Annotated in this window: 20 protein-coding genes; 9 read left to right on the forward strand and 11 right to left on the reverse strand. The window is 66.5% G+C overall.

From position 1 onward, the window contains the following. Nucleotides 1-84 precede the first annotated feature (84 nt). The gene (locus tag QMK22_RS11115) at nt 85-1,578 is read right to left on the reverse strand and encodes a sensor histidine kinase (RefSeq protein WP_283497708.1); all 1,494 of its coding nucleotides are present in this window, start codon (nt 1,576-1,578) and stop codon (nt 85-87) included. Between the two features lie 77 nt (nt 1,579-1,655). Here QMK22_RS11115 and QMK22_RS11120 point away from each other — a divergent pair, with 77 nt between their 5' ends. Both QMK22_RS11120 and QMK22_RS11125 read left to right on the forward strand, forming a co-directional pair. Then, nucleotides 1,656-2,120 (forward strand): LpqB family beta-propeller domain-containing protein, encoded by a 465-nt coding sequence (locus QMK22_RS11120; RefSeq protein WP_283497709.1) that lies wholly within the window; start codon nt 1,656-1,658, stop codon nt 2,118-2,120. Then, nucleotides 2,117-3,856 carry a DUF5671 domain-containing protein gene (locus tag QMK22_RS11125; RefSeq protein WP_283497710.1) on the forward strand — a complete coding sequence of 580 codons (1,740 nt, stop codon included), beginning with the start codon at nt 2,117-2,119 and terminating at the stop codon, nt 3,854-3,856. The genes QMK22_RS11120 and QMK22_RS11125 overlap by 4 nt, the downstream gene beginning before the upstream one ends. A gap of 34 nt (nt 3,857-3,890) precedes the next feature. Here the strand turns inward: QMK22_RS11125 and QMK22_RS11130 are convergent, their stop codons facing one another. The 3 genes from QMK22_RS11130 to QMK22_RS11140 all read right to left on the reverse strand — a co-directional run bounded on the left by QMK22_RS11130 (nt 3,891) and on the right by QMK22_RS11140 (nt 6,558). Beyond that, nucleotides 3,891-5,147: a CpaE/TadZ family protein gene (locus QMK22_RS11130; protein WP_283497711.1), complete on the reverse strand. Its 1,257-nt coding sequence runs from the start codon at nt 5,145-5,147 to the stop codon at nt 3,891-3,893. Then, nucleotides 5,147-5,782, reverse strand: coding sequence for a hypothetical protein (locus tag QMK22_RS11135; RefSeq protein WP_283497712.1), 636 nt, complete (start codon nt 5,780-5,782; stop codon nt 5,147-5,149). The genes QMK22_RS11130 and QMK22_RS11135 overlap by 1 nt, the downstream gene beginning before the upstream one ends. 86 nt (nt 5,783-5,868) lie before the next feature. Continuing rightward, nucleotides 5,869-6,558: a hypothetical protein gene (locus tag QMK22_RS11140; protein ID WP_283497713.1), complete on the reverse strand. Its 690-nt coding sequence runs from the start codon at nt 6,556-6,558 to the stop codon at nt 5,869-5,871. A gap of 132 nt (nt 6,559-6,690) precedes the next feature. On the opposite strand from QMK22_RS11140, the gene QMK22_RS11145 reads away from it, so the two are divergent. Next, nucleotides 6,691-7,170: an Rv3235 family protein gene (locus QMK22_RS11145; RefSeq protein WP_283497714.1), complete on the forward strand. Its 480-nt coding sequence runs from the start codon at nt 6,691-6,693 to the stop codon at nt 7,168-7,170. Between the two features lie 15 nt (nt 7,171-7,185). On the opposite strand, the gene secA is transcribed toward QMK22_RS11145, so the two are convergent. The 6 genes from secA to mtrA form a co-directional block, all read right to left on the reverse strand. Then, nucleotides 7,186-9,993, reverse strand: coding sequence for a preprotein translocase subunit SecA (gene secA / locus QMK22_RS11150; RefSeq protein WP_283497715.1), 2,808 nt, complete (start codon nt 9,991-9,993; stop codon nt 7,186-7,188). Nucleotides 9,994-10,130: 137 nt separating this feature from the next. Then, nucleotides 10,131-10,835, reverse strand: coding sequence for a ribosome hibernation-promoting factor, HPF/YfiA family (gene hpf / locus QMK22_RS11155; RefSeq protein WP_283497716.1), 705 nt, complete (start codon nt 10,833-10,835; stop codon nt 10,131-10,133). 122 nt (nt 10,836-10,957) lie between these two features. Further along, the gene (locus QMK22_RS11160; RefSeq protein ID WP_283497717.1) at nt 10,958-11,638 is read right to left on the reverse strand and encodes a ComF family protein; all 681 of its coding nucleotides are present in this window, start codon (nt 11,636-11,638) and stop codon (nt 10,958-10,960) included. Between the two features lie 106 nt (nt 11,639-11,744). Continuing rightward, a complete protein-coding gene (locus QMK22_RS11165) occupies nt 11,745-13,448 on the reverse strand; it encodes an LpqB family beta-propeller domain-containing protein (RefSeq protein ID WP_283497718.1) in 1,704 nt (567 codons plus the stop codon). Continuing rightward, a complete protein-coding gene (gene mtrB, locus QMK22_RS11170; protein WP_502857534.1) occupies nt 13,441-15,072 on the reverse strand; it encodes an MtrAB system histidine kinase MtrB in 1,632 nt (543 codons plus the stop codon). The genes QMK22_RS11165 and mtrB overlap by 8 nt, the downstream gene beginning before the upstream one ends. Before the next feature lie 65 nt (nt 15,073-15,137). Then, complete coding sequence (gene mtrA / locus QMK22_RS11175; RefSeq protein ID WP_283497720.1) at nt 15,138-15,818, reverse strand: MtrAB system response regulator MtrA; 681 nt, start codon at nt 15,816-15,818, stop codon at nt 15,138-15,140. 154 nt (nt 15,819-15,972) lie between these two features. Here mtrA and QMK22_RS11180 point away from each other — a divergent pair, with 154 nt between their 5' ends. The 5 genes from QMK22_RS11180 to QMK22_RS11200 are packed head-to-tail and all read left to right on the forward strand — an operon-like array spanning nt 15,973 to nt 21,542. Beyond that, on the forward strand, nt 15,973-17,109 hold the full coding sequence (locus QMK22_RS11180) for a hypothetical protein (RefSeq protein WP_283497721.1): 1,137 nt from the start codon (nt 15,973-15,975) through the stop codon (nt 17,107-17,109). Continuing rightward, nucleotides 17,106-17,825 (forward strand): DUF4129 domain-containing protein, encoded by a 720-nt coding sequence (locus QMK22_RS11185; protein ID WP_283497722.1) that lies wholly within the window; start codon nt 17,106-17,108, stop codon nt 17,823-17,825. The genes QMK22_RS11180 and QMK22_RS11185 overlap by 4 nt, the downstream gene beginning before the upstream one ends. After that, nucleotides 17,822-19,186 (forward strand): DUF4350 domain-containing protein, encoded by a 1,365-nt coding sequence (locus tag QMK22_RS11190; RefSeq protein WP_283497723.1) that lies wholly within the window; start codon nt 17,822-17,824, stop codon nt 19,184-19,186. Before QMK22_RS11185 ends, QMK22_RS11190 begins: the two co-directional genes overlap by 4 nt. A 56-nt stretch (nt 19,187-19,242) precedes the next feature. Next, nucleotides 19,243-20,232 carry an AAA family ATPase gene (locus QMK22_RS11195; RefSeq protein WP_283497731.1) on the forward strand — a complete coding sequence of 330 codons (990 nt, stop codon included), beginning with the start codon at nt 19,243-19,245 and terminating at the stop codon, nt 20,230-20,232. A 2-nt stretch (nt 20,233-20,234) separates the two neighbouring features. Beyond that, complete coding sequence (locus tag QMK22_RS11200; protein ID WP_283497724.1) at nt 20,235-21,542, forward strand: DUF58 domain-containing protein; 1,308 nt, start codon at nt 20,235-20,237, stop codon at nt 21,540-21,542. A 90-nt stretch (nt 21,543-21,632) separates the two neighbouring features. Here QMK22_RS11200 and QMK22_RS11205 read toward each other — a convergent pair whose 3' ends face one another. After that, entirely contained in the window at nt 21,633-22,628 is a 996-nt protein-coding gene (locus QMK22_RS11205; protein WP_283497725.1) for a stage II sporulation protein M, read from the reverse strand. 17 nt (nt 22,629-22,645) lie between these two features. Here QMK22_RS11205 and QMK22_RS11210 point away from each other — a divergent pair, with 17 nt between their 5' ends. Next, complete coding sequence (locus QMK22_RS11210) at nt 22,646-23,512, forward strand: RDD family protein (protein ID WP_283497726.1); 867 nt, start codon at nt 22,646-22,648, stop codon at nt 23,510-23,512. Nucleotides 23,513-23,839 lie beyond the last annotated feature (327 nt).

The raw sequence follows: 23,839 nt of genomic DNA on the forward strand, positions 1-23,839 counted from the left end.
CCCACCTTGTGCAACTGGGCCCATGATCTAGCATGGGCCCAGTTTCCGGGCCCGGGCCCGGGTAGGTACACAGGAGCGTGGGGGCTAGCCCTCCTGCATGAAGCGCAGAGGGATCTCGATTGTGACCTCGGTGCCGCTGCCCATCATTGTGTGCCAATCGATGGTGCCACCGAGCTCACCCTGGATAAGGGTGCGCACGATCTGCGTGCCCAGACCGGAGCCCACCTTGCCTTCCGGCAGGCCAGCACCCGTGTCACGCACCATAACGGTGAGGGTCTCATCGCTGCGCTGCGCCTCGATCGACACTTCGCCCTCACGCCCGGCGAGGCCGTGCTCGACCGCGTTGGTGACGAGTTCGGTCAGCACGAGCGCGAGCGGCGTGGCATAGGCGCTCGGCAGAGTGCCAAAGCTGCCGGAGGACTTCGGGTGCACCGTCGTGTTGTGAGCGGATGCGACTTCCACCGTCAACAGCAGCACCCGTTCGAAGACGGCATCGAAGTCGACGATCTGACTCAGCCCCTCCGACAGGGTGTCGTGCACGACGGCAATGGCCGCGACGCGTCTCATCGCCTGGGTCAGCGCCTCGCGTGCCCGGTCAGACTGGGTGCGCCGCGCCTGGATACGCAGCAGCGATGCCACGGTTTGCAGGTTGTTCTTCACCCGGTGGTGAATCTCCCGGATGGTGGCATCCTTGGTGATCAGTTCACGTTCCTGGTGGCGCAGCTCGGTGACGTCACGCGAGAGAATGATCGCGCCCACCCGTTCGCCGCGGTTGCGAATGGGAATCGCGCGCAGCGACACCGTCACGCCGCGCGCCTCGATGTCGGTGCGCCACGGCGCCCGTCCGGTGACGACGAGGGGCAAGGACTCATCGACGACGGCGCTGCCGGTGAGCAGGCTCGTGGTGACCTCGGCGAGCGACTCCCCCTCCAGTTCCTCGGCGAACCCCATGCGGTTGAAGGCGGAGAGCGCATTGGGGCTGGCGAACGTCGTCAGGCCGTCGGCGTCGAGCCGCAGCAGGCCGTCCGAGGCGCGCGGCGCACCGCGGCGCGGCCCCGTCGGGGCGCCGAGGTCGGGAAAGTCCCCCGAGGCGATCATGGCGAACAGGTCGTTGGCGCAGTCGTTGAAGGTGAGTTCCTGACGGCTCGGCGTGCGCGCCTCACTCAGGTTGGTGTGCCGGGTGAGCACCGCCACCGGGGCATCCGTCACCTCGGAACCGGTCGTACTCAGCCGGCGCAGCACCGGAATGGCCCGCACCCGGGTGGGAGTTTCCTCGTACCAGTCGGGGGCGGTGGTGTCGACGATTTTGGCCGTCTCGAAAGCCTCGGTGACCTGATTGCGCCATTCGGCCTTGATCGGCTGGCCCACGAAGTCACGATAGAACAGGGTGGCGGCACTCGACGGGCGTGCATGCGCGACCGCGACGAAGCTGTCGGAAGTTGTGGGTACCCACACGACGATGTCCGCGAAAGCGAGGTCGGCCAGTAGCTGGCCGTCCGCGACGAGCATGTGCAGCCAGTCCACGTCTTCCGCGCTGCTGCGGCCCTGGGCAAGTACGAGATCACTGAGAGTCGACACCCTCACTAGCCTAGATCCCCACGCGCCCCCGCGATGCACTCTGCCGTGTCGGTCTGCGATGGGTCCATGATGTAGATATGCACACAAACGTGGCGAAAACGAACCGCACCCTGATCGTCATCCTCGGCATCATCGGCGTCCTCGTATTGGTCGCCCTAGCGGTGGTCTTCACCCGGGGGGCACCACAGACATTGGATCCGAGCACTCCGGAGGGCGTGGTGCAAGCCTATTCTCTGGCCGTGATCGACGGGGATGAAGCCGCCGCCGCCACGCACCTTTCCGCAGAAGCCACCGTGGGCTGCAGCCCCGTCGATCACGGGTCGACCAATAATCTTCGCGTCGTTTTGGTCTCGACGACGGTGCGACCGAACTCGGCCGACGTCGTTGTGTCGCTGGTGACCTCGTACAACGACGGCCCCTTCGGCGCCTCCGAGTATGAGAACGAGAGTAACTTCGACCTGGTCAAAGTCGACGGCGAGTGGCTGATCACGAAGGCACCGTGGGAACTCTCCGTCTGCCCGAACCCGAGGGGAACGAAATGATGGCCTCCCTGACGGGCATCGCGCTGATCGTTCTGCTGGCGATCGGCATCGCTGGCACCGTCATCGCGGTGCGCCGCTCCTCCGGCCAGGCAAGCAGCACCGGAACACCGACCGCACGCCGGGTCGTGGTGTACGTTTTGCTGTTCGCGCTGGTAGTCATTGCCGCGATCGGTCTGAGCGGGCTTCTCGGGCGACTGATCGATGCCGGCACGCTCCCCTCCGGCTCGAGCCTGGCGGGAAGCGACGTCTCGGGTCTGGCACGCTCACTCGCGTTCAGCCTCGTCGCCGGCCCGTTCGCCGTGGTGCTCTGGTGGGGCCTCTGGCGACGGTTGGCCGGCGTGGAGCGCGCATCGCTGGCCTGGGGACTGTATCTGGCCGGAATGCAGACCGTCGCCCTCATCACGGCGACCTCCGCCCTGCTCACAACCGTCGCAGCGCTGGTGCGCAGCGACTGGCAGCCGCGCACCTTCGCCATCGCGCTGGTCTGGGCTCTGGTCTGGGCCTGGCACCGGTGGATGGCGCGGCATCAGTTGAAGAGTCCCACCCAGCTGGCCAGCGTCGCGCCGCTTCTCACCTCAACCTTCGGCCTGCTGATCGGAGCGGTCGGGGCCGTGACCGCGCTCGCTTCCCTGATTGATGCGGCCGTGGACGTTACGCTGGGGTCGATCACCGTTGGGGAACCGTGGTGGCACCTGCCCCTGCAGTCCGCAATCTGGCTGCTCGGTGGCGCCCTGATCTGGTGGTGGCAATGGATGGTCGAGCAGGCGCAACGAATGAGCGGCGTGCTGGCGGATCTCGTGTTGATCGTGGTCGGAATCGCCGCGGCCGCCGCCGCCACGTTGGGCGGAACGGGCACGGTCATCTTCGTGCTGCTGCGGCTGGCCTTCGCCCGCGAGAATAATTCCCTGACAGACATTCTGGGTGCGCTGGGCACCGCCAGCGCGACGGCGCTCGTGGGCGCAGTGGTCTGGGCCTACCATCACGGCCTGATCCGCCAACGCACGCCGCTGGTCTCGCTGGCAGCCACGCTCGTCGTCTCGGGACTCGGACTGGTGGCCGCGGCGACCGGGCTGGGCATCGTGGTGAATTCGCTGCTGGCCGGCCTGACCCCGGTCCTGATCGGCTCCGACCCGCGCTCGCTACTGCTGGGGGGTCTCAGCGCGGCGGTGGTGGGCGGTCCGCTCTGGTGGGCGGTCTGGAAACCACTCCGAGCGGTTGATCCGGTGTCCGCCGGCGTGACCGGTCGACGGATCTACCTCATTCTCATTTTCGGAATCAGTGCCGTCGTGGCGATCATCACCCTGCTCGTGATCGGCTATCGCGTCTTCGAGTTCGCCCTCGACGATCTGAGCCGCGAAAGCCTGCTCGACCGGGTGCGCGCGCCGCTCGGGCTGCTCGTTGCCACCGGTCTCGCCGCCGGCTACCATTTCTCGGTTTGGAAACGAGATAGAGCGGCGTCGAGCACCCTCGAACCGCCAGCCCAAACCATCGACCGGGTGATCCTCGTCACACCGGGTGATTCCCGCGTGCTCCGCGCCGCCATCGCCGACCTCACCGGGGCCGCGGTGACCGTGTGGCTACGAGCGCCCACCGCTGGCGCCCAGGGCGATTTCGCGGCGGATTCGGTGCCATCGGCGGAGCGGATCGCCGCGGCACTCGCCGGTGTCACCGGAGCGCGCGTGCTCGTCGTGCTGGGCGCCGACGAGCGCATCGAGGTGATTCCCCTACAGGAATAGGCAGTCGCTATTTCGCCCCAGCCCACCCCGCCGTTCAGAGAGCTGGTGCCGGTTTGCGCCGCCAGCCCAGCGCACGCTTTGGACGCGTGGCGGGTTCCGGAACGGGGAGAAGCACGGTATCCACAAAGCGACGGATGCTGGCGCGAGCGGGGGACCTCGGGCTGGCGTCCCGCAGGGTGCGCCCCGTCAACACCGCAGCATCCAGAGCGCCTTGGTCGTGCGGCACCAGAATGGGCGACTCGATACCGCCGAAGCGCAACAGCATGGCCGCCACCTGCCCGCGGGGATTGAGCCCGACCGCGCTGGCCCGCACCTGATTCATCACGACGCTGATCGTGCTGCCCGCCGTGACCTCGGTGAGATCACCCCAGGCGCGCAGAAACCGGGCCATCCCGACCGGGTCGGCGAGCCCACAGGCAACGACGTGATCGGCCACCCGCAGGGCGGTGACGGTGGCCGCGTTGCGCCGAGGTGCCAGAACATCGCTGGTCAGTTCCTCGTCGCTCTCCAGGTTGAACCCCGTGTCCACCACCACGTAATCCACCCAGTGCCGCAACACGTCGATGGTGCGCGTGACGCGCTCGGTCGACAATTCCGGCCATCGCGACGGCCGCCCCAGACCGGTGAGCACCCAGAACGCGCCTTTCGGCGAGTTGTAGCGTTGCGCGATCCTTTCGAGTTCCGATTGGTTCAAGCTGTCACTCCCGGCCAGCCGGCACGCGGCCGCGAAGCCGGGTGCTTCGTCGAGCATGCCCAGGCTCGGCGCGATGGACGCGCTGTACGTATCGACGTCGGCCAACGCCACGGTGTGGCCGGCTGCGGCGATTTCCGCCGCAATGTTGATGGCGAGCGTGGTGCGCCCCGGAGCGCCGGACGGGCCCCAGACCGCGATCACCGACCCGGTATTCAGCGCTCCCCCAGTGAAGTGCCGCTCCCCCACGCGCAACGGAACCACGACCCCCGACACGAGCAACTGCTCGATTTGCGACCAGCCACAGGGGATCGCGACCGTTTCGTATAGGCCGAGCGTGGCAGCGTGCCGCTGCTCCTGTTCCGACGCGGTGAGGGCGACCACCCGGATTCCACGTTCGTCGCACGCGGCGATCAGCTGGCCGGTCAGGGATTCTTTCCGGCCGCTGACCACCACGACGTGCGGTTGCCCGTGCGCCAGCGTCTCCAAAAATTCTCGGGCACTATCCACGCGCGTGACCACGCTGTGCCCACAATCGATGATGTCGGCCAGCATGCGCTGCTCGGTTGCACGGTCGAGTACGAGCGCGAGGCGAGCCATTACGGCTCCACCGGGGTGTTCACGGGCACGATCGCGAGCGCATCACCGTTCATGATCGCTTCGAGTACCGCGCCCACGGCTGCCTTGGGCACGAGCATCTCCACGGATTGGCCGTTGTCGGCGGCAATGATGCCGGTCGGTTCGACGATTCGCACCACCGCTGCCTGACCCACCAGAATCGTCGGCGGTGCGTATTCACTCGGCCCGGTAGCGCGCGCCGACCAGATATCGACAATGGAACCTGCCGCAATCGATGCGGCCAGTCGGCCCGGAACATCCACGACGACGCTGGTCAGGTTCTGCCCCGATGATTCCCCGACCGCTGACCGGGCCACCAGCTCCCCGGCCAAAATGGTCTGGGTGACCAGCAGGTCTCGCTTCAGTTCGGGCGCGGGCACCAGGTACAGCTCGGCGGTACCGCCGAGCTGTACCCGGGTCTCGATGAGATCGGCGGCGGTGAGCGGGTCGCCGACCGCCAGCGTGTGCCGGGCGGTGTACACGGCCGAGGTCTGATCGCTGCCGGCGACAATCGCGGCGACCCCGGTGATCGAGGCGACAACGAGGACGAGGCCGATAACGAACCGCGGGTCCACCCAGAATCGGCGGCGTGTGCGTGTGGGGCGGGCTGTTTTCATCCGGTACCTCGCTTGGTCTGGGTCGCTTCGTCTGAATGGTTTCTATCGTGGCTGGATATGCACGATCGGGAAAAAGTTATGCACAGCTACTGGAGCCGAATGACGTGAATCTGCCAAAACGGGACGAGGCGAAAGTGCGTCACCTCCGAGGCCCGGCGCAGCGTGCCGAGCGGATGCACCGCCAGGTCGAAGTGGTCCCGCGCCACGCGGTCGATGGTTCCGGCCAGAACACCACCGCGGGTTTCGAGCTCGACGCTGCGGCGTCGCCGACACAGGTCACGCAGCACGAACGGAAACCCAACCCGTTCGATCAGCCGAGCGGAAGCGTCCGATTCCACGGCCAGCGACGCCCGACTCTGCTCCGCAGTGAGCAGCACACCGGCAATGGCCGACAGCGGAATGACGCACTGCACCCGACGGCCCCGGGCACCGCGCTGGTCGGCACCCAATTGCTCGGCACCCAATTGGTCGACACCCGGCTGGTCGACATCAGGCCGGTCGCCTGCAAGCACGTCGGCCACGAGTAGATCTGCTGCGATCCAGTCCCGGCCGAGTGTTGTGGGCTGAAGCATCAACGATTCGCCGGAGACCAGGACGACACGCAATCGCAGTGCGCCGCCGGGGCCTGCCGCCCGCACCGTATTGCTCAGCCGGGTGCGCAACGAGAGTTTTTCCAAACGCTGGCGTTCCGCGTCGAGGCGCAGGTCGGCGGCCTCGGCGTGCAGCTCGCGTTCGAGTTGCCCTTCGAGGTCGTTAAACAGATCGTCCCAGCGCACACGTCGAAGGTAGCCGACGCAGCGATTTCTCGCTCAGGTTATGCACAGGCTCTATAAGCGCTCGACGGCGCCATATCAAAGCTGGTTAGGTTTTGCGCCACGGCAACTGCACATTCGAGGCCAGGAGGAACGATGACGTCACCCGGTACCGGTCAGTCTCGCGACCACGAGAGGGAGCACCGTGCCGATGCCGCCACTGTCGACACCAGCACTGTCGACACCAGCACCGTCGACACCAGCACCGTCAGCACGCGCACCGACAGCACGGCGGCCATGCCGGAGGTAGAACCGCTACTGCGCGCTCTGGCCCTGCGCGTCATCGAGGTGCTCGCCGGGGCCCGTGAACTGGAACAGCTCGCGCGTTGGGTTACCGACGACGTCTATGCTCACCTGGGTGTTCGTGCGTCGATCGCGGCCCGGGCTCGAGCGGTCACCCGAGTGGTTGCTGAGCGACCGAGGCTCTGGATCGACCACGTCACGACCTGGCCGACCGAGACGGGAGGATTCAACGCCGTTATGCTCGTTTTCGACAAACGCCGCGCCCACGTCATCTCGATGCAGCTGGAGCGCGTGGGTCAGCGTTGGCGAGCCACCGTCATCGTCGTCATGTGATGGGTCGAGGACGGCTTAGATCGACTTCTTGCCCTGGGCGCGACGCTCGGCGCGGTTCACTGGTGCGGCTCCCTCGGCCTTCTGCCCGAACGCTCCACGCTGGGCCGGGCCGGATCCTTCGGCGGGCTGTTCGTCGCTGTCCGCGACGGGTGCCGCGCGCCGGGCCCGATCGGTGGCAGCCTGCTGAATCTGGCCGCGCTGATTGCGCACCTCGACTCCGCCGGAATCGCTCGGGGCCGTGTAGCTGAGCTTCTCTTCGGGAGCGTCTGCCGGGGTGAGACCCTTGGCCGCGACGACCGGACCGGCTACGGCACCGGTACCGGCGGTGACCTCGACGTCGAGGTTGAACAGGAACCCGACGGTCTCCTCGCGAATCTGACCCATCATCTGTTGGAACATGGCGAAGCCCTCGCGCTGGTATTCCACCAATGGGTCCCGCTGGGCCATGGCACGCAGCCCGATACCGTCTTTCAGGTAGTCCATCTCGTAGAGGTGGTCGCGCCAGCGGCGGTCGATCACCGAAAGCACCACGCGGCGCTCCAGCTCGCGCATGGCCGGCGCCCCGAGGGACTCTTCACGGCGCCCATAGGCGAGCTTGGCGTCAGAGAGTATCTCCCGACGCATGAAGTCGCGGTTGATCTTGCCCTTGTCTCCGGCCTCGGACACGACCTCGTCGATGGTCAGTCCCACCGGGTAGAGCGTCTTGAGCTCGGTCCACATGGCGTCGAAGTCCCAGTCGTCGCCGTTACCGTCGCCCGCGTGCACGTCGAGCACCTCGTCGATGACATTGGTAAGGAAGGTCTGGGTGCGCTCGTGCAGGTCATCACCCTCCAGAATATGGCGACGGTCACCGTAAATCGCTTCGCGCTGGCGGTTCAGCACGTCGTCGTACTTGAGCACGTTCTTGCGGATCTCCGCGTTGCGGCCTTCCACCTGCGCCTGTGCGCTGCGGATGGCGCGGCTGACGACCTTCGATTCGATCGCCATATCATCGGGCACGCCCTGGCGGCCCATCAGCGCCTCGGCGGCACCGGCGTTGAACAGGCGCATGAGGTCGTCGGTGAGCGACAGGTAGAACCGGCTCTCGCCCGGGTCACCCTGACGTCCACTGCGTCCGCGCAGCTGGTTGTCGATGCGGCGCGACTCGTGCCGTTCCGTGCCGAGAACATACAATCCGCCCGCAGCGATGACTTTGTCTGCTTCTTTGGTCACGTCGGACTTCACCGCGGTGAACACATCGTCCCAGGCGAGTTCATACTCGTCGGGGGTTTCGACCGGGCTGAGGCCCTTGGCGTTCATCTCGGCGACGGCGAGGAATTCGGCGTTGCCGCCGAGCATCACGTCGGTACCACGACCGGCCATGTTGGTGGCGACGGTGACCGAACCGAGCCGGCCGGCCTGCGCGACGATCGCCGCCTCCCGGGCGTGGTTCTTGGCGTTCAGCACCTCGTGGCGCACGCCCTTCTTGGCCAGCAGGCGTGACAGGTATTCGCTCTTCTCAACGCTCGTCGTGCCGACCAGAACCGGCTGGCCGGCTTCGTGCCGCTCGACGATGTCTTCGACGACCTGACGGAACTTGGCCTCTTCGTTCCGGTAGATCAGGTCGGACTGGTCGATGCGCTGCATCGGCTTATTGGTGGGGATGGCGACGACGCCGAGCTTGTAGGTGCTCATGAACTCGGCCGCTTCGGTCTCGGCCGTTCCGGTCATGCCGGAGATCTTCGAGTACAGGCGGAAGTAGTTCTGCAGGGTGACGGTGGCCAGGGTCTGGTTCTCGGCCTTGACGGCGACACCCTCCTTGGCTTCGATTGCCTGGTGGATGCCCTCGTTGTAACGGCGGCCCATCAGAATACGGCCGGTGTGTTCGTCAACGATGAGCACTTCGCCGTTCATGACGACGTAGTCCTTGTCTTTCTTGAATAACGCGTTGGCTTTAATGGCGTTGTTGAGAAAGGAGATCAGCGGCGTGTTGGCCGATTCGTAGAGGTTGTCGATGCCGAGGTAGTCCTCGACCTTTTCGATACCGGGTTCGAGCACACCGATCGTGCGCTTCTTCTCGTCAACCTCAAAGTCTTCGTCGGCGACGAGACGCTTCGCCAGGCTCGCGAACTCGTTGAACCAACGATTCGCTTCGCCGGATGCCGGACCAGAGATGATCAGCGGGGTGCGGGCTTCGTCGATGAGAATCGAGTCGACCTCGTCGACGATGGCGAAGTAGTGACCGCGCTGCACCATGTCGCTGGCCTGCCACGCCATGTTGTCGCGCAGGTAGTCGAAACCGAATTCGTTGTTGGTGCCGTAGGTGATGTCGGCCGCATACATTTCGCGGCGCTGCACCGGAGTCTGACCGGAGACGATGCATCCGGTCGTCATGCCGAGGGCGCGGAAGACGCGACCCATCAGCTCGCTCTGATAGCTGGCCAGGTAATCGTTGACCGTGATGACGTGCACGCCACGACTGCTGATCGCGTTGAGGTAGGCGGCCGTGGTGGCCACGAGGGTCTTGCCCTCACCGGTCTTCATCTCGGCAATGTTGCCGAGATGCAGGGCGGCGCCACCCATGAGCTGCACGTCGAAGTGACGCAGGCCGAGGGTGCGGGTGCTGGCTTCACGCACGGCGGCGAAAGCCTCCGGCAGCAAGTCATCGAGCGATTCGCCGTTGGAATACCGTTCCCGTAGGGTGACGGTCTCGTTCTTCAGCTCGTCGTCGGTGAGCTCATGGAAGTCTTCTTCCAGCGCGTTGATGGCTTTCGCATAGTTTTCCAGGCGGCGCAGAACGCGGCCTTCACCAACACGAAGAACCTTTTCAAGAATTGACGCCACGAATGTACTCCACTAGTCAAACGGTGCAGGCACGCACTGCGGCAGCCCAATCGGGCCACCGCAGCACACGCCTGCGCCTCTCGTCTGGCAGATGCCAGAGCACCGACCTGGTCGGCGGCTAAGGCAATGCTAGTTGGTCAGTTGGCACGCCCGCTGGCAACGGGCACAGCCTCCTGCAACTCAGCAGCTGAACTGTCGAGTTCGATGACTCCGTAGTCCCAGCCCTTGCGGCGGTAGACCACGCTCGGTCGCTTGGTTTCCACGTCCTGGAACAGGTAGAAGTCGTGGCCGACGAGCTCCATGAAGTAGAGGGCATCGTCAACGGACATGGGGGCTGCCGCGAACACCTTGCGACGGATGACGACGGGGCAGTACTCGTCTTCGGCATCGGCGACTGCGGCATCTTCCGGCACGATCGGAATCGCGCCGGTGCGCACCCGTTCGAGCGTTTCGGGGTTCGCCGGTGTGATGTCGATAACGCTGAACCCGACCGCGGACGCCTCGTGCAGCGAGGTGGGACGGTGGGCGCCGCCGCGGTGCACTTTCTTGCGGTCCTTGGCGCGGCGAACACGCTCGAGAAGGCGACCGAGTGCCACGTCAAAAGCGGCGTACTTGTCGGAACCGTCTGCTTCGGCCCGTACCAGCGGCCCCTTGCCGATCAGGGTGAGCTCGACCCGATCGTTGCCGACGGCAGCACCGTTCTTCTCGTGGTGGCGGCTGACCTTGATCTCGAGCGCGAGGGCCTTCTCGGCGAGAAGGGCGATCTTCTCGGCCTTCTCCGTCGCATAATCGCGGAAGCGATCAGTGATTCCAAGGTTGCGTCCGACGATGTTAGTTTCCATGACGACCTCCATTTTGGCGGACCGCCCGAAGACTGGGCGATCATTGCGCGCCTTTGACTCCACCGTAGCCGTGGGAGTGAGATAAGTCACAGTATTTATCGATCAGTTTGCCCAGAACACCGCTACCGGGGCAGCCGGCGGCGTGTTTCCGCCAGTGTGGCCAGAGCGATCACGGTACCGCCTGCAGCGAACACGGCGCGCCGCGCCTCGAGCAGGGTCGCCCCGGTGGTCACGATGTCGTCGACCAGGAGCACCCGGGTGCCGGCAAGGGGGCGCCGGGCGATCAGGCTGTTGCTCTTATTGGCGACGCGTTCCGCCCGCCCCAGACCGACCTGGTCGAGGGCCTCGCGACGCTGCGTGAGCGCCGCAACCGGATGCAGGCCGGCCCGGTGCAGCAGTGCATCGACCGGGTGGTACCCACGTTCGCGCCAGGCTTGGGATGACGAGGGAATGGTCACGAGTTGGATTCCCCGTCGGGTGCTGCAGTCGACATCATCAGGGTGAGCAGCGAGCGCGGCCACGACGGCCGCTCGCAGCGGCGCGGCGAGCGCGGCGGCGGCATCCGTTCGCCCACCGTCTTTGTAAGCGCTGATCACGTGACGGGCCACGCCCTCGTAGGTGAGGGCCGACCAGATCACGGCGTCATCGCGGGTGACCGAGTGCACGGCCGGCCGGAGAGCCACCCGGCAGGCCGCACACAATGCGCGGTCGACGGCGCCGCAACCGCTGCACTCGGTCGGCAGCAGGACCGACCAGGCGTCACGAGCCGCACCGGCCAGCCGATCCCGCACCCACCGATTCATGGCGCCAGCGTGCCCGGCACCGCCCCCGCGCGCTCGGTGCGGCTGACAACCGTGCACGACCGGGCCCTTGACAGGCTGGGGAGGAGACGGACCCGGGTGCGGTGCGCTAGCCGATGAGTCCCTGTTGGGTGGCGAGCAGGGCCACGTCATCGATGCGGGCCTGCCAGCCTGCCCCGCGCTGCACCGAGAGAGTGCCGGTGCCGGTAACGATGCGCAGGTCGCGCACCGTATTGCTGCCGACGAGGAACCGGCTGTCCACGGGAGGGTCCACCGTTGAGCTCACGCCCCCGACCTGCTGGGCGACGATGACTGTTTCCCCGCTGGGCAGGGTGCTCAGCGAGGCAACGGTCAATTCATCGATCCAGGTGGCGTCGAGCCCCACCTTACCGCCCGACGCCAACAGCACGGGGGCGCCGATACCGGTCGGGGTCCCGTCCGTGCGAATGACGGACGCGACGACGAACCGGGTTTCCGAACCGGTTCCGAGCAGCGCGATCAGCCGGGCTCCGTCTCGCGAAATTTTCACGGCCGAGATCGAGGTGGCCTCCGGCCAGGGCGTTGGCAGCACGGTCGCTTCCCCCTCGGGGCTGTAGACCACCAGAGCGCTGGGGTCATTGGCCGGTACCGACCAGACGAAGCGATCATTGTCGATCGACGGTGCCAGCAGCCCCGCACGGGAATCGAGGAGCACCGGTTGCTCGTCTACCCGCACGACGTAGACGCCGGCACCGGCGAGCACGGCCGCCGAGCCCTGACCCGACGCGAGCGTGACCGCTGTGGGGGCCAGCTGGGCGATGGCGTCAGACAGGCCGTCGATCGGGGTGATGCCCTGCCCGGTCGCGGCAAGAAAGCCGAATTCGCCGCCGCGCAGCAGGAGCGCCCTGGCATCCACCCTTGGATCGATGATCGGCGCCCGCGAGGCCAGATCATCGATGACCACGGAGTTTTGGTCGATGGTGATCTCCACCGAGAGCCCGGACGGCAGGCTGGCAGCCAGCTGGGCCTTCATGCGTTGCAGGGTCTGCCGGTCGGCGTTCAGTGCCTCGCTGTTGAGGTCGACCATGGCCTCACGCCCGACCACCTGCACCGCGTCGGCGGTGAGTTTGGAGCCCTCCGGGAAGGCGCTGACCAGCGCGCCGGCCAGCCACGAGCTCGGTCCGTTGAGAACGGCGTTGACGAGTTTGGTGGGAGCGGATGCCCCCCGCGGAAACCAGCGCAAATCCGGCACCAGGTATCGAAATCCGGGGTCGTAGAAGTAGACCGGCTGGGCACTGAACACGTCGTTGAAGGTGTTCTCGTCGATCACGGTGCCGTCCGGAGCCGCGCTGATGCGCCACTGGCCGCCGATCAGCTGAAATTCGTACCGCAACGGCACCGGGCTCGCGTCGACCTCTCGATATTCCCCGGTCTGGTCCACTTCGGCGACCGGCGTGACGGCCACGAGGGTCGCGCCCTCGTCAATGGTGGTCAGGGTACGCCCGGAGCCGTTATCAACGGTGACACCCGCGGTGGGATCCCACGTGGCGCGAAACGCAGGGGTCAGAAATTGGCGCGCGATGTCGTAATTGTTCTCCGGGCTCGAGGAGGCATCCATGAACCCCCGCAAAATGGAATCGGTCGATGCATCCTTCTGCGGCAATGCCGGCAGAAAGACCGGCGCCGGATTGTCGTCGGGCACGATCTCATTGCCGGCGTGCACGGTGCCGTCGCGCGGAATGCCGCTGCAACCGCCGAGACCGATGGCCAGGCTGATCGCCACGAGTAGTGCCGGGATCGTGCGCAGGGAGCCGCGCCACGCTGAACTAGTCATGGGGGCCTCCGCCCTGTCCCGGCACATGCCCGGCCTCACCCAGTGCGGCCGTGGCGTCATCGGGGGGCAGCGGAAGGGGCGAAGATTCGAGCTGAACCCGCGCCGTGACCGGAAGAGTGAGTCGAAAACACGACCCCTGGCCGGGGCTCGACCAGACCTGCAGCCAGCCCTTGTGCACGCTCGCGTCTTCGCGGGCGATGGCCAGGCCGAGCCCGGTGCCGCCGATGGTGCGCTGACGTGACGGATCCGCTCGCCAAAATCGGTCGAAGACGTGCGCCACTTCGGCCTGGCTCATACCGAGCCCGTAGTCGCGCACCGAGATCGCCACCGCATTCGCGTCGCTGTCAACCGACACCACGACGGGTTTTCCCTCGCCGTGCTCGATGGCGTTGCCGATCAGGTTGTGCAGCACCCGGCGGATCCGGCGCGGGTCGACGTCGGCGTTCAGATAGCCGCCCGGCGCTACCAGGCGCAGGTCGCTGCCCTTGGTCTCGGCGAGGGATCGCAGGCTGTCGATGGCGTCTTCGGCCAGATAGACCAGGTTCGTCGGTTCGCTCTCCAGCTCAACCGACCCGGCGTCGTACCGGCTGATTTCGAGCAGGTCGCTCAGCAGCAACTCGAAACGTTCAACCTGGGTGTGCAACAGCTCCGCCGTGCGGCCGGTGGCTGGCGGAAAATTCGCCCGCTGGTCGTAGAGCACATCGCCGGCCAAGCGGATGGTGGTGAGCGGCGTACGCAGCTCGTGCGAGACATCCGACACGAAACGCTGTTGCACCTCGGACAGGTCGGCGAGTTCGCGAATCTGGCTTTGCAAGCTGTCGGCCATGCCGTTGAACGAGCGGGCGAGAGTGGCGATAACGTCTTCGCCCTTCTCCGGGATACGCACGGCGAGGTCACCGGAGGCCAGTTTCTGGCTCGTCTCGGCCGCCACCCGCAACGGCGTCACAACGAAACGTACGACGATCCACGACACCGCTGCGATCAGCAGCACGAGGGCCAGGCCGGCCACCCCGAGCGTCTGCTGCACGAAGAGCAGCGTCGCCTCGGCGTCCTGCAGGCTGTACGCGATGTACAGCTCATATCGGCCAGCCACCGGAACGGTGATCTGGGATCCCACCACGATGCCGGGAACGGTCGTGGCATCGTCGCCGAACAGGGTAACCGACTGCCAGAACTGGTCACCGTTATTGGCCTGGACCTCGGCGCGGAGATCGGAGCCGATCACGCCGCTGGACGCCCCGAACGTTGACGAGTCCAACGGCGCAACGGTCGACGGATCCTGACCGGGTACCCGCAGCACGGCAACCAGCCGACTCGACGACGTTGCGGAGATCGAGGTGCGTGCGGAGCTAAGCAGATTTTGCACCTGCACCCGGTCGGTGGCGTCGGAGGAGTCGAACAGGCTCTGCGCCGCACTGGTCGCACGGTCAGATTCGAGCAACACCTGACTGAGCCGGGATTGAAACAGGTCATTGCCGATGCTGACCGACATGTACACGCCGACGATGAGGATGGCCAGCCCGGACAGGGCGACGGAAACGGTCACCGTGCGAAATTGCAGGGAGGAGCGCCACGAGGAACGCACCAGCCGGGGCCAGTTGCGCGGCCTGCTCCGGTAGGTCAGCGCCGGCACGGCGGCCTGAACCGTTTCTGCCGACGAGGCCTGGCGATCATGCCGATCCGCGCTCTCTAGCTCACCGTGCCGGCACGATAGCCGACGCCGCGTACCGTCATGACAATTTTAGGGTTGTCCGGATCGTGCTCCACCTTGGCGCGTAGCCGCTGCACGTGCACGTTAACGAGCCGGGTGTCGGCCTTGTAGTGGTAACCCCAGACCTGTTCCAGCAGCATCTCGCGCGTGAAAACCTGTTGGGGTTTCGAAGCGAGCGCCAGCAGCAGGTCGAACTCGAGCGGGGTGAGGTTGATCGCCGTCGTTCCGCGGGTCACTTCGTGACCGACGGCATTCACAACGAGATCGCCGATGTGCAGCGCGAGGGCCCCGTCTGCCGCGGGCGGGCGTAAACGGGTGCGGATGCGCGCGACCAGTTCCTTCGGGTTGAACGGCTTGACCATGTAGTCGTCGGCGCCGGACTCCAGCCCCTTCACCACGTCGGTCGTGTCGGACCGGGCGGTGAGCATGATGATCGGAATGCCGGACTCGGCGCGGATCAGCCGACATACCTCGATACCATCGAGGCCGGGCAGCATGAGATCGAGCAGCACTAGATCGGGTTTTCCGGTGCGGAACGATTCGAGGGCAAGCGACCCGTCGGCGCAATACCCGGGGGTGAAGCCCTCGCCCTGCAAAACGATGCCGATCATCTCGGACAGGGCGGTATCGTCATCGATAACCAAAATGCGTGCGGTCATGGGTCTCTCTCCAGAACAATGTCGTTGTGTGTTCTGCTGGTGCACGGGGCAAATTCCCCGATGAGTAGGGCAAAGTCTTGCACAAGAGTAGCCGAGAACGCTATCTGAGTGCTCGCCGGCGCAATTCTTGAGTGACCTGTGCCAGCATGGAACAGTGACCGACCCCTGGCAAGCCCCCGACGCCCCTGTTCCGCCGCGGTTCGGAGATTACACAACGCCCGCCTCGCCGTACCAAAGCACCGATCTGGGGCAGGGATGGGCTCCTCCCCCCAAACCGGGATTGATTCCGCTGCGGCCGATCGGATTCGGCACGTTGCTCGGGGCCTCATTTCAGGTCTTGCGTCGCAATCCGAAAGCTACCTTCGGCAGCGGGCTCATCGTGCAGGCGGCCATCATGCTCGTCACGGTGGTCGTTGTCGGGCTGGTCACGTTCTGGGCCATTGACCGCATCGATAGCGCGCCGCTCGCCCAGCGTGATGCCGTCACCGCCGGATCGGTCCTGGTCGGTGTGCTGTCGCTGATCGTTCCCTTCGGGCTGTCCCTGGTCGGATCTGCGTTGCTGCAGGCGGTCATCGTGCTCGAGGTCGCCCGAGCGACCCTCGGCGAGAAACTGCGACTGGGCGCGCTGTGGCGCCGGGCGGCGACCCGCTTGTGGCCGCTGACCCTGTGGACCCTGCTGCTGTCCGTCGCGTTGTTCGTCGGCACGGCCGTCGTTGCCGGTCTCGTCGTACTGTTGGTGGGTGTTGGCGGTGTCGCCGGCATCGTCGCCGCGGTTCTGGTCGGTCTGTTCGGCGGTCTGCTCCTCCTGGCCGCGAGCGCGTACCTCTATGCCAAAACCTGTACGGTGCCGAGCTTGATCGTGCTGGAACGACTGGGCGTGCGGGCATCCGTTGTGCGGTCATGGTCGTTGACCCGCGGCTATTTCTGGCGCACCCTGGGCCTGCTCCTCCTGGTCGGTTTGATCGTGCAGGTGATCGGCCAGATCGTTTCGACCCCGGTCTCGCTCTTGTCAGGCCTCGGCACCGTGCTCGTTGACCCGAACGGCGCCTTCGCCGAGGAATCGACGATCATCAGCCTGATTCTCAGCGTGATCATTGCGATTCCGGTGGCAGCGGTGGCAGCGGTGGTGCAGTCGGCGGCGATCGCGCTGGTCTACCTCGACCTGCGGATGCGCAAGGAAGGCCTGGACCTGGAACTGGCCCGGTACGTTGAATCGGTCGCGCAGGGCGGCAACGTACCCGACCCGTATCTGATTCCGACCACGCCCGGCGCTGGACATTCCGCGGCATGACCCCCCAGGGCCTGGCGCAGATCGGAATGTTGATCGGCCCCGTGGTCGACCGCGTCCCGTTGCGCGCGCCGGGTGAGGTGCCGGTGGATCCCGATGCACCGACGGCCCGAAAGTGGTTGCGCGAGGAACTCGCCAAGGCACCCTACGAAGCGGCCAGGCCGACCTGGTTCGACCGCGCATCGCAGGGATTCTTCGACTGGATCAACTCGTTGAGCATCGGCGGCGACGGTGGCCTGCGCAACTGGCTCCCGGTGGTCGCGGTCGTTCTGGTGCTCGCCGCCCTCGTGGCGGGCTGGCTGCTGTTCGGCGCTCCCAAACTCGCGCGGCGACGCCGGGCCGACAGCGACCTGTTCGGCACGATCGACCAGCGCAGCAGCGCCGAGATGCGCACCGCGGCCAGCGCTGCGGCCAGCCGCGGCGACTGGAGTCTGGCCTGCGAGGAAATCTTTCGTGCCCTGGCCCGCGGCCTCGCCGAACGCACGGTGCTCTCCGTCACGCCCGGCACGACCGCGCACGACTTCGCGGCTCGGGCCCGCCTGGCTTTTCCCGCGATGGGCCCGGCGCTGTCGAGCGCGGCGGACACCTTCGACCGGGTGCGCTACCTCGAGCAGACCGCTCTCGAGTCCGACTTCCGGGCCCTCGCCGCGCTGGAGGCCGAGCTGCGCACGGCCGCGCCCGTCGCCCTCGCCCCGCTGACCGACGCAGGCCGGTCATGACCGCGACGAGACTCCATATAGCAGCGGATGCCGCTGCCCCCGGCAGCGCTGAGTCCGGTCGCCCTGAGTCCGGCCGCGCTGAGTCCGGCCGTTCTGGCTCTGCCGTGACAACGGTGGCGACGCCGACCCTGCGCGCCTGGCTGCATCGCTCCTCGTTCTGGATCATCACCTCCATCGCAATCGTGGCCATCGCGATTGTCAGCATGCTGATTTCCGGCGGTGCCCAGGCGACGGGCCGCGCCCTGGCCGGGGACAGCCCTTCCCCGGCCGGATCGATGGCGCTCGTCGAGGTGCTCCGCGAGCAGGGTGTCACGGTGACGCTGGCCGATTCGCTGACCGAGGTGCGCGCCGCTGCGGGCGATAATTCGACCGTGCTCCTCTACGACGCGAACGACTACCTCGATGCCGACCAGCTGACCGAGCTGGCCGACCTGGCCGCGCACACCGTGGTCGTTGCGCCCAGTTTTCTAGCCCTGCAGGCCCTGGCCCCAACCGTGGGCTTCGGCGGCGTCTCCGAAGCGGAGTCGCTCAGCGCCGACTGCTCCGTACCGGCCGTCAACCGCGCCGAGCAGATAGTGCCGGGCGGGGACACCCTCTCGATTCCGCAGAAGAACGCGCATCCGCTCGTCACGGGTTGCTTTGCCAGCGGCACCGACAAATTCTCCCTGGTTCAGGTGGAGAATGACACGACCGGCGGCATCGTCACACTGGTGCCGGATGCACGAGTCTTCAACAACGAAAACGTGAGCGGCTACGGCAATGCGGCGCTCGCCCTCGGGCTTCTCGGGCCCAGCGACTCACTGGTGTGGTATCTGCCCACCCTCGCCGACCTCCCCCGCACCGGACCGCCCTCCCTGGCCGACTTGACGCCGGGCTGGGTGACTCCCGTGCTGCTGCTGCTCGTACTCACGACGCTCGCCGCCGCCGTCTGGCGCGGCCGCCGCTTCGGCCCGCTCGTGTCCGAGAACCTGCCGGTCACCGTGAAGGCGAGCGAGACCATGGAAGGGCGCGCGCGGCTGTATGCGCGCGGCAACGCGCGGCTGCGGGCCCTCGACGCGCTGCGCGTGGGTTCTGTGCAACGCCTCGCCCGCACCGTCGGCCTTGGCCGACTGGCTCACCTCGACGAGGTCATCGGCTCGGTCGCCGCGATCACCGGCAGCGCCCCGAGTGAGGTGCGGCGGGTTGTGGTCGACGCGGTCCCCGCATCGGATGCGCAGCTGGTGGCGCTGTCCGATTCTCTGCAAGCTCTCGAACGCGCGACCAGCCGGGCTGCGGGCACCGCGACGGCACCGCACCCGGAAGCGCCGGCATCCGCTTCACCCGACTTTGATTCTCCTCCAGCCGAAAGAATGGACCCATGACGACTCCCGCAACGCCCACCCCGCCCACTGACTCGCCCGCCGTCGCGCTGTCGTCGATGGCATTTTCCGCTTCCGAGCCGTTGGGGCTGGAGGATTCCGCCGCCCTGCGCGCCGCGCTCAACCGGGTGCGCACCGAGGTAGGCAAGGCTGTCGTTGGGCAGGACGGCGCGGTCACCGGGCTGATCATCGCGCTGCTCGCTCGCGGCCACGTGCTGCTTGAGGGCGTGCCCGGTGTCGCCAAAACCCTGCTCGTGCGCACGCTCAGCCAGGCGTTGAGTCTCGACACCAAGCGTATTCAGTTCACGCCGGACCTGATGCCGGGAGACGTGACGGGCTCGCTCATCTACGACGCCCGTGCGGGCGAGTTTGAGTTTCGGCAGGGTCCGGTGTTCACCAACATCATGCTCGCCGATGAGATCAACCGCACGCCGCCGAAAACGCAGTCCGCGCTGCTCGAGGCGATGGAGGAGCGGCAGGTCAGCGTTGACGGCGAGACGTTGAAACTGCCGGAACCGTTCATCGTGGCCGCGACCATGAACCCGATCGAATACGAGGGTACCTACACACTGCCCGAGGCGCAGCTTGACCGGTTTCTGCTCAAGCTCGTGCTCGACGTGCCGCAGCGCGTCGACGAGATCGAGGTGCTGCGTCGCCACGCCGCCGGGTTCAATCCGCGCGACCTGGCCGGCGCCGGCGTGCACGCGGTGCTCGGTGCGGCCGAACTCGCGGCGGCCCAGGCGGCGGTAGCGCGCGTGGGATCCAGCGCGGATGTGCTCGCCTACATCGTCGATCTGGCCCGCGCCACGCGCACCAGCCCCTCGGTCAAGCTCGGCGTCAGTCCCCGCGGCACGACCGCTCTGCTGGCCGCCACCAAAGCGTGGGCCTGGCTGAGCGGGTACGACTCGATCACCCCCGACCACGTGCAGGCGATGGTGTTGCCGGTCTGGCGGCACCGCGTGCAGTTACGCCCCGAGGCCGAATTGGAGGGTGTCTCGGTGGATGCCATTCTGCGTGGCGTTATGCAGCAGGTTCAGGTTCCGATCTAACAATGACGCTCAGTGGACGGTTCGTTTTTCTCGTTGCTCTTGGCATCGTGCCCATCGTGGTGTTCGGGCCAACGGCCGAAGCGGCTACCGGTGTGCTCGGGGCATGGCTGCTGCTCGTGCTCGCACTCGGCAGCCTCGACCTCGCCCTGGCGGCCTCGCCGCGTGCCGTGACAGTGCAGCGGATGCTGCCAGCGCGGGTGCGGCTCGGCGAAACGGTCACGAGCGAGCTGTACCTGACCAATACCGGTCGCCGTCGTCTGCTGGCCACGGTGCGGGATGCCTGGCAGCCCTCGGCCGGTGCCGGACGCAATCGCAGCCGGGTCGTACTCGGTCCCGGGGAACGACGTCGCATTGCCCTGGTGCTCGTTCCCCTTCGGCGCGGGGAACGTCGGGTGGAACAGGTGACCGTGCGGTCGAGCGGACCGTTGGGCCTGTGGAGCCGTCAGGCGACGCTCAACGCGCCGGGGCGCATCCGGGTATTGCCGCCGTTTCATTCCCGCAAGCACCTGCCCTCCAGAATCTCGCGGCTCAAGGAGCTCGATGGGCGCACGAGCGTGATGGTGCGCGGGCAGGGTACCGAGTTCGATTCCCTGCGCGAGTATGTGCGCGGTGACGATGTGCGCTCGATCGACTGGCGGGCAACGGCCAGGCGCAACGACGTGATGGTGCGCACCTGGCGGCCGGAACGGGATCGGCGCGTGGTCATCCTGCTGGATACCGGGCGCACCTCGGCCGCCCGCGTGAACAATGAGCCACGCCTGGATACCGCCTTCGAGGCCGCCTTGCTGCTGGCCGCCCTCGCCTCAGTCGCCGGCGACCGAGTGGATTTTCTCGCGTTCGATCGACGGGTACGCGGCCGGGTGCAGGGCGCCAGCGGAGCGGCATTGCTCTCCCAGATGGTCGATTCCATGGCCATGATCGAACCGGAACTCATCGAGATGGACTGGGCGGCGGTTCCCGGCCAGGTGCGCTCCATCACGAGCCAACACGCCCTGATCGTGGTGCTCACCTCGATCGATGCTGCGGGAGCGTCGACGGGGCTGTTATCGGTGCTGTCCCAGCTCACCAAACGTCACACCGTGGTCGTGGCTTCCGTGCTCGACCCGGCTACGGTCGAGGCAGCGACCGCCCGCAGCGGACGCGACGAGATCTACCGCGCGGCAGCCGCGGAACGGGCCCTGCTCGATGTGGCACGCGTATCGGCCGCCATCCGCCAGCTGGGAGCGGATGTTCTCACTGCCTCGCCCGCGCAGCTTCCACCGGCCCTGGCTGACCGGTACATCGCGTTGAAGGCCGCCGGCCGGCTCTGATTCGGGATATTTGCCTCGGAAGATTGCCGGGGCGAGGCCGGGTGCGCCGCTTGTGCTGCTGGTGCTGCTGGTGGCGCTTGTGGCGCCGCTTTAGGCGCCGTAAATCCGTGTGCTGCCGGCCTCGAACTCGCTCAGGTCGCCGGTTTCGCCGGCGCGGGTGGCACGGCCACCGAGCACGATCATGTAGGTGAGGAAGGCGCCGAGGGCGACGGCACCGATGCCGATCTTCACCGGCCACGGCCACGGCTGTGGGGTGACAAAACCCTCGATGATGCCCGACACCAGCAGTACGAAGACGAGGCCGATGGCCACGGTGAACAGCGCCCGGCCGTCCTCGGCGAGGGCCTGCCCTCGCGTGCGCGCACCCGGTGCAATCCAGGCCCAGAAGATGAGCAGCCCACCGGCCGCAGCAACGAAAACCGCGGTGAGTTCGAGCATCCCGTGCGGCGCGATGTAGAGAAAGAACACATCGCCCTTGTCGTAGGCGAACATAACCGCGGCGGTCGTGCCGATCCCCATGGCGTTTTGCAGAATGATGTACGGAACGTAGACGCCGACGATGCCGAAGGCGATGCATTGGGCAGCGATAAAGGCGTTGTTGGTCCAGACCGCGCCCGCGAAGGATGCTGCGGGGTTGGTGGAGTAGTAGCCGACGAAGTCCTCGTTGGCCAACTGCGCCAGCTGCGCATCCGTTCCGATGTTGGCCAGCACCCTCGGGTCGTTGTAGGCCCAGACCGCGTACAGGCCGGCGACAACGGCGGTCACCACCGCAACGGCGAGGGTGAGCCAGCGCAGCCGGTACAGGGCGGCGGGTAGCTGGGCGACGAAGAACCGAGGAATCTGCGCCAGCACGTTGGCGCTCACCCCGGTGAACCGCAGCCGAGCTCGAGACAACCCGACCGATAAACGATCACCCTCGAGAGTCGACCCGGCAGTTGATTTCATAGCGGACAGCTGGGTGGCCCCGGCCTGGTAGCGCTCGATGAGTTCATCGGACTGGGCACCACTCAACCGCCGCCGAGCCCCGAGCTCGGTCAGGCGGTCCCAGTCGGCGCGATGCGCCGCCGTATATGCGTCTAGATCCATCTGGTTCAATAGTAGACATGAAGGAGACCGCGCGTCCCATCGATCGTGCCGACAGCCGCGACACCGATTCGAACCGTGACGATGAACTCGTTACCGGCGAGGCGGTCGCGCTCGATGTGCGGCCGGCCAGCATCATCCTGCGCGCCGCCGGATCGATCATTGACACGCTCGCCTACGTGGCCTTGTACCTGCTGCTGCTTCTGGCCTACTTTTTGAGTGTGGCGGATTCTGCCGATCCTGCGCTCACCCAGGCCTTTTCGATCGTCGCTCTGGTTTTCGCCCTGCTGATCGTGCCCGTGCTGGTCGAGACACTCGCCCACGGACGGTCCTTGGGCAAGCTCGCCGTCGGTGCCCGCATCGTGCGGGACGACGGTGGAGCCATCTCCCTGCGCCACGCATTCATCCGCGCCCTGACTGGCCTGCTCGAGATCATCATGACCCTTGGAGGGCTGGCCGCGATTACCGCTCTGCTCAACGGCCGCTCCAAACGCCTAGGCGATCTTCTCGCCGGTACCTACAGCCAGCACGAGCGTGTGCCGCGTAATCGTGAGATCCCGCGCCCGCTTCCCGAGGCGCTACGGCCTTGGTCACAGACCGTCGATATCGCCCGTCTGCCGGACCGACTCGCGCGTCGCGTCGCGCAATACCTTCGCCAGTCGTCTCACCTGACGCCTCAGACCCGGCAACGGTTGGCGGAATCGCTCGCCGCCGAGGTCACACCGTACGTTTCGCCTCTGCCCGATGCCCCGGCGGAATTCTTTCTCGTCGCAGTCGCTGCGGTGCGCCGCGAACGCGAGTACACCGCGCTACTCCTTGAACGTGAGCGCCTCGCGCGCCTCGCGCCGGTCCTCACGGGCCTCCCGCACGGCTTCCCCAACCGCTAGCCGACTGCCGGGTGCCGCACCGCCCATCGGGGGCCTGAGGCCAGCCCCTGTCCCGCGCATGCGCCATCCCCCGTTCCTCGTGCCGTGTGTCTGGTTGGCGGGGTACCGGGCTGTCGAGTTATGCCATTGTCTGAGCTGAGGAGTGGACATTCCACCGACCCGCAGAATCTCGTCCTGGTCCTGGACTTGGCCGGCTGGATGCGTTGCAGTGTGCGTTGGAGGATGCGTGTCGGGTTAACGAGAAAGGCCACCCGTGGGTGGCCGTGGTGGGGCATGCGGTCGCGCGTGGGGTGGTGTTAAAGCAGAATAGCCACCCCGGGGGGTGGC

The organism is Cryobacterium sp. PH29-G1, from assembly GCF_030063365.1.
Classification (GTDB): Bacteria; Actinomycetota; Actinomycetes; order Actinomycetales; family Microbacteriaceae; genus Cryobacterium.

Bases quoted from the DNA above. Each gene is read 5' to 3' on its own strand.
- QMK22_RS11200 (WP_283497724.1), top strand. From the start codon at position 20,235: ATGACGCTCAGTGGACGGTTCGTTTTTCTCGTTGCTCTTGGCATCGTG.
- mtrA (WP_283497720.1), bottom strand. From the start codon at position 15,818: ATGACCGCACGCATTTTGGTTATCGATGACGATACCGCCCTGTCCGAG.
- QMK22_RS11205 (WP_283497725.1), bottom strand. From the start codon at position 22,628: ATGGATCTAGACGCATATACGGCGGCGCATCGCGCCGACTGGGACCGC.
- QMK22_RS11185 (WP_283497722.1), top strand. From the start codon at position 17,106: ATGACCCCCCAGGGCCTGGCGCAGATCGGAATGTTGATCGGCCCCGTG.
- hpf (WP_283497716.1), bottom strand. From the start codon at position 10,835: ATGGAAACTAACATCGTCGGACGCAACCTTGGAATCACTGATCGCTTC.
- QMK22_RS11125 (WP_283497710.1), top strand. From the start codon at position 2,117: ATGATGGCCTCCCTGACGGGCATCGCGCTGATCGTTCTGCTGGCGATC.
- QMK22_RS11195 (WP_283497731.1), top strand. From the start codon at position 19,243: ATGGCATTTTCCGCTTCCGAGCCGTTGGGGCTGGAGGATTCCGCCGCC.
- QMK22_RS11210 (WP_283497726.1), top strand. From the start codon at position 22,646: ATGAAGGAGACCGCGCGTCCCATCGATCGTGCCGACAGCCGCGACACC.
- QMK22_RS11130 (WP_283497711.1), bottom strand. From the start codon at position 5,147: ATGGCTCGCCTCGCGCTCGTACTCGACCGTGCAACCGAGCAGCGCATG.
- QMK22_RS11145 (WP_283497714.1), top strand. From the start codon at position 6,691: ATGACGTCACCCGGTACCGGTCAGTCTCGCGACCACGAGAGGGAGCAC.
- QMK22_RS11120 (WP_283497709.1), top strand. From the start codon at position 1,656: ATGCACACAAACGTGGCGAAAACGAACCGCACCCTGATCGTCATCCTC.
- QMK22_RS11165 (WP_283497718.1), bottom strand. From the start codon at position 13,448: ATGACTAGTTCAGCGTGGCGCGGCTCCCTGCGCACGATCCCGGCACTA.
- QMK22_RS11135 (WP_283497712.1), bottom strand. From the start codon at position 5,782: ATGAAAACAGCCCGCCCCACACGCACACGCCGCCGATTCTGGGTGGAC.
- QMK22_RS11190 (WP_283497723.1), top strand. From the start codon at position 17,822: ATGACCGCGACGAGACTCCATATAGCAGCGGATGCCGCTGCCCCCGGC.
- QMK22_RS11160 (WP_283497717.1), bottom strand. From the start codon at position 11,638: ATGAATCGGTGGGTGCGGGATCGGCTGGCCGGTGCGGCTCGTGACGCC.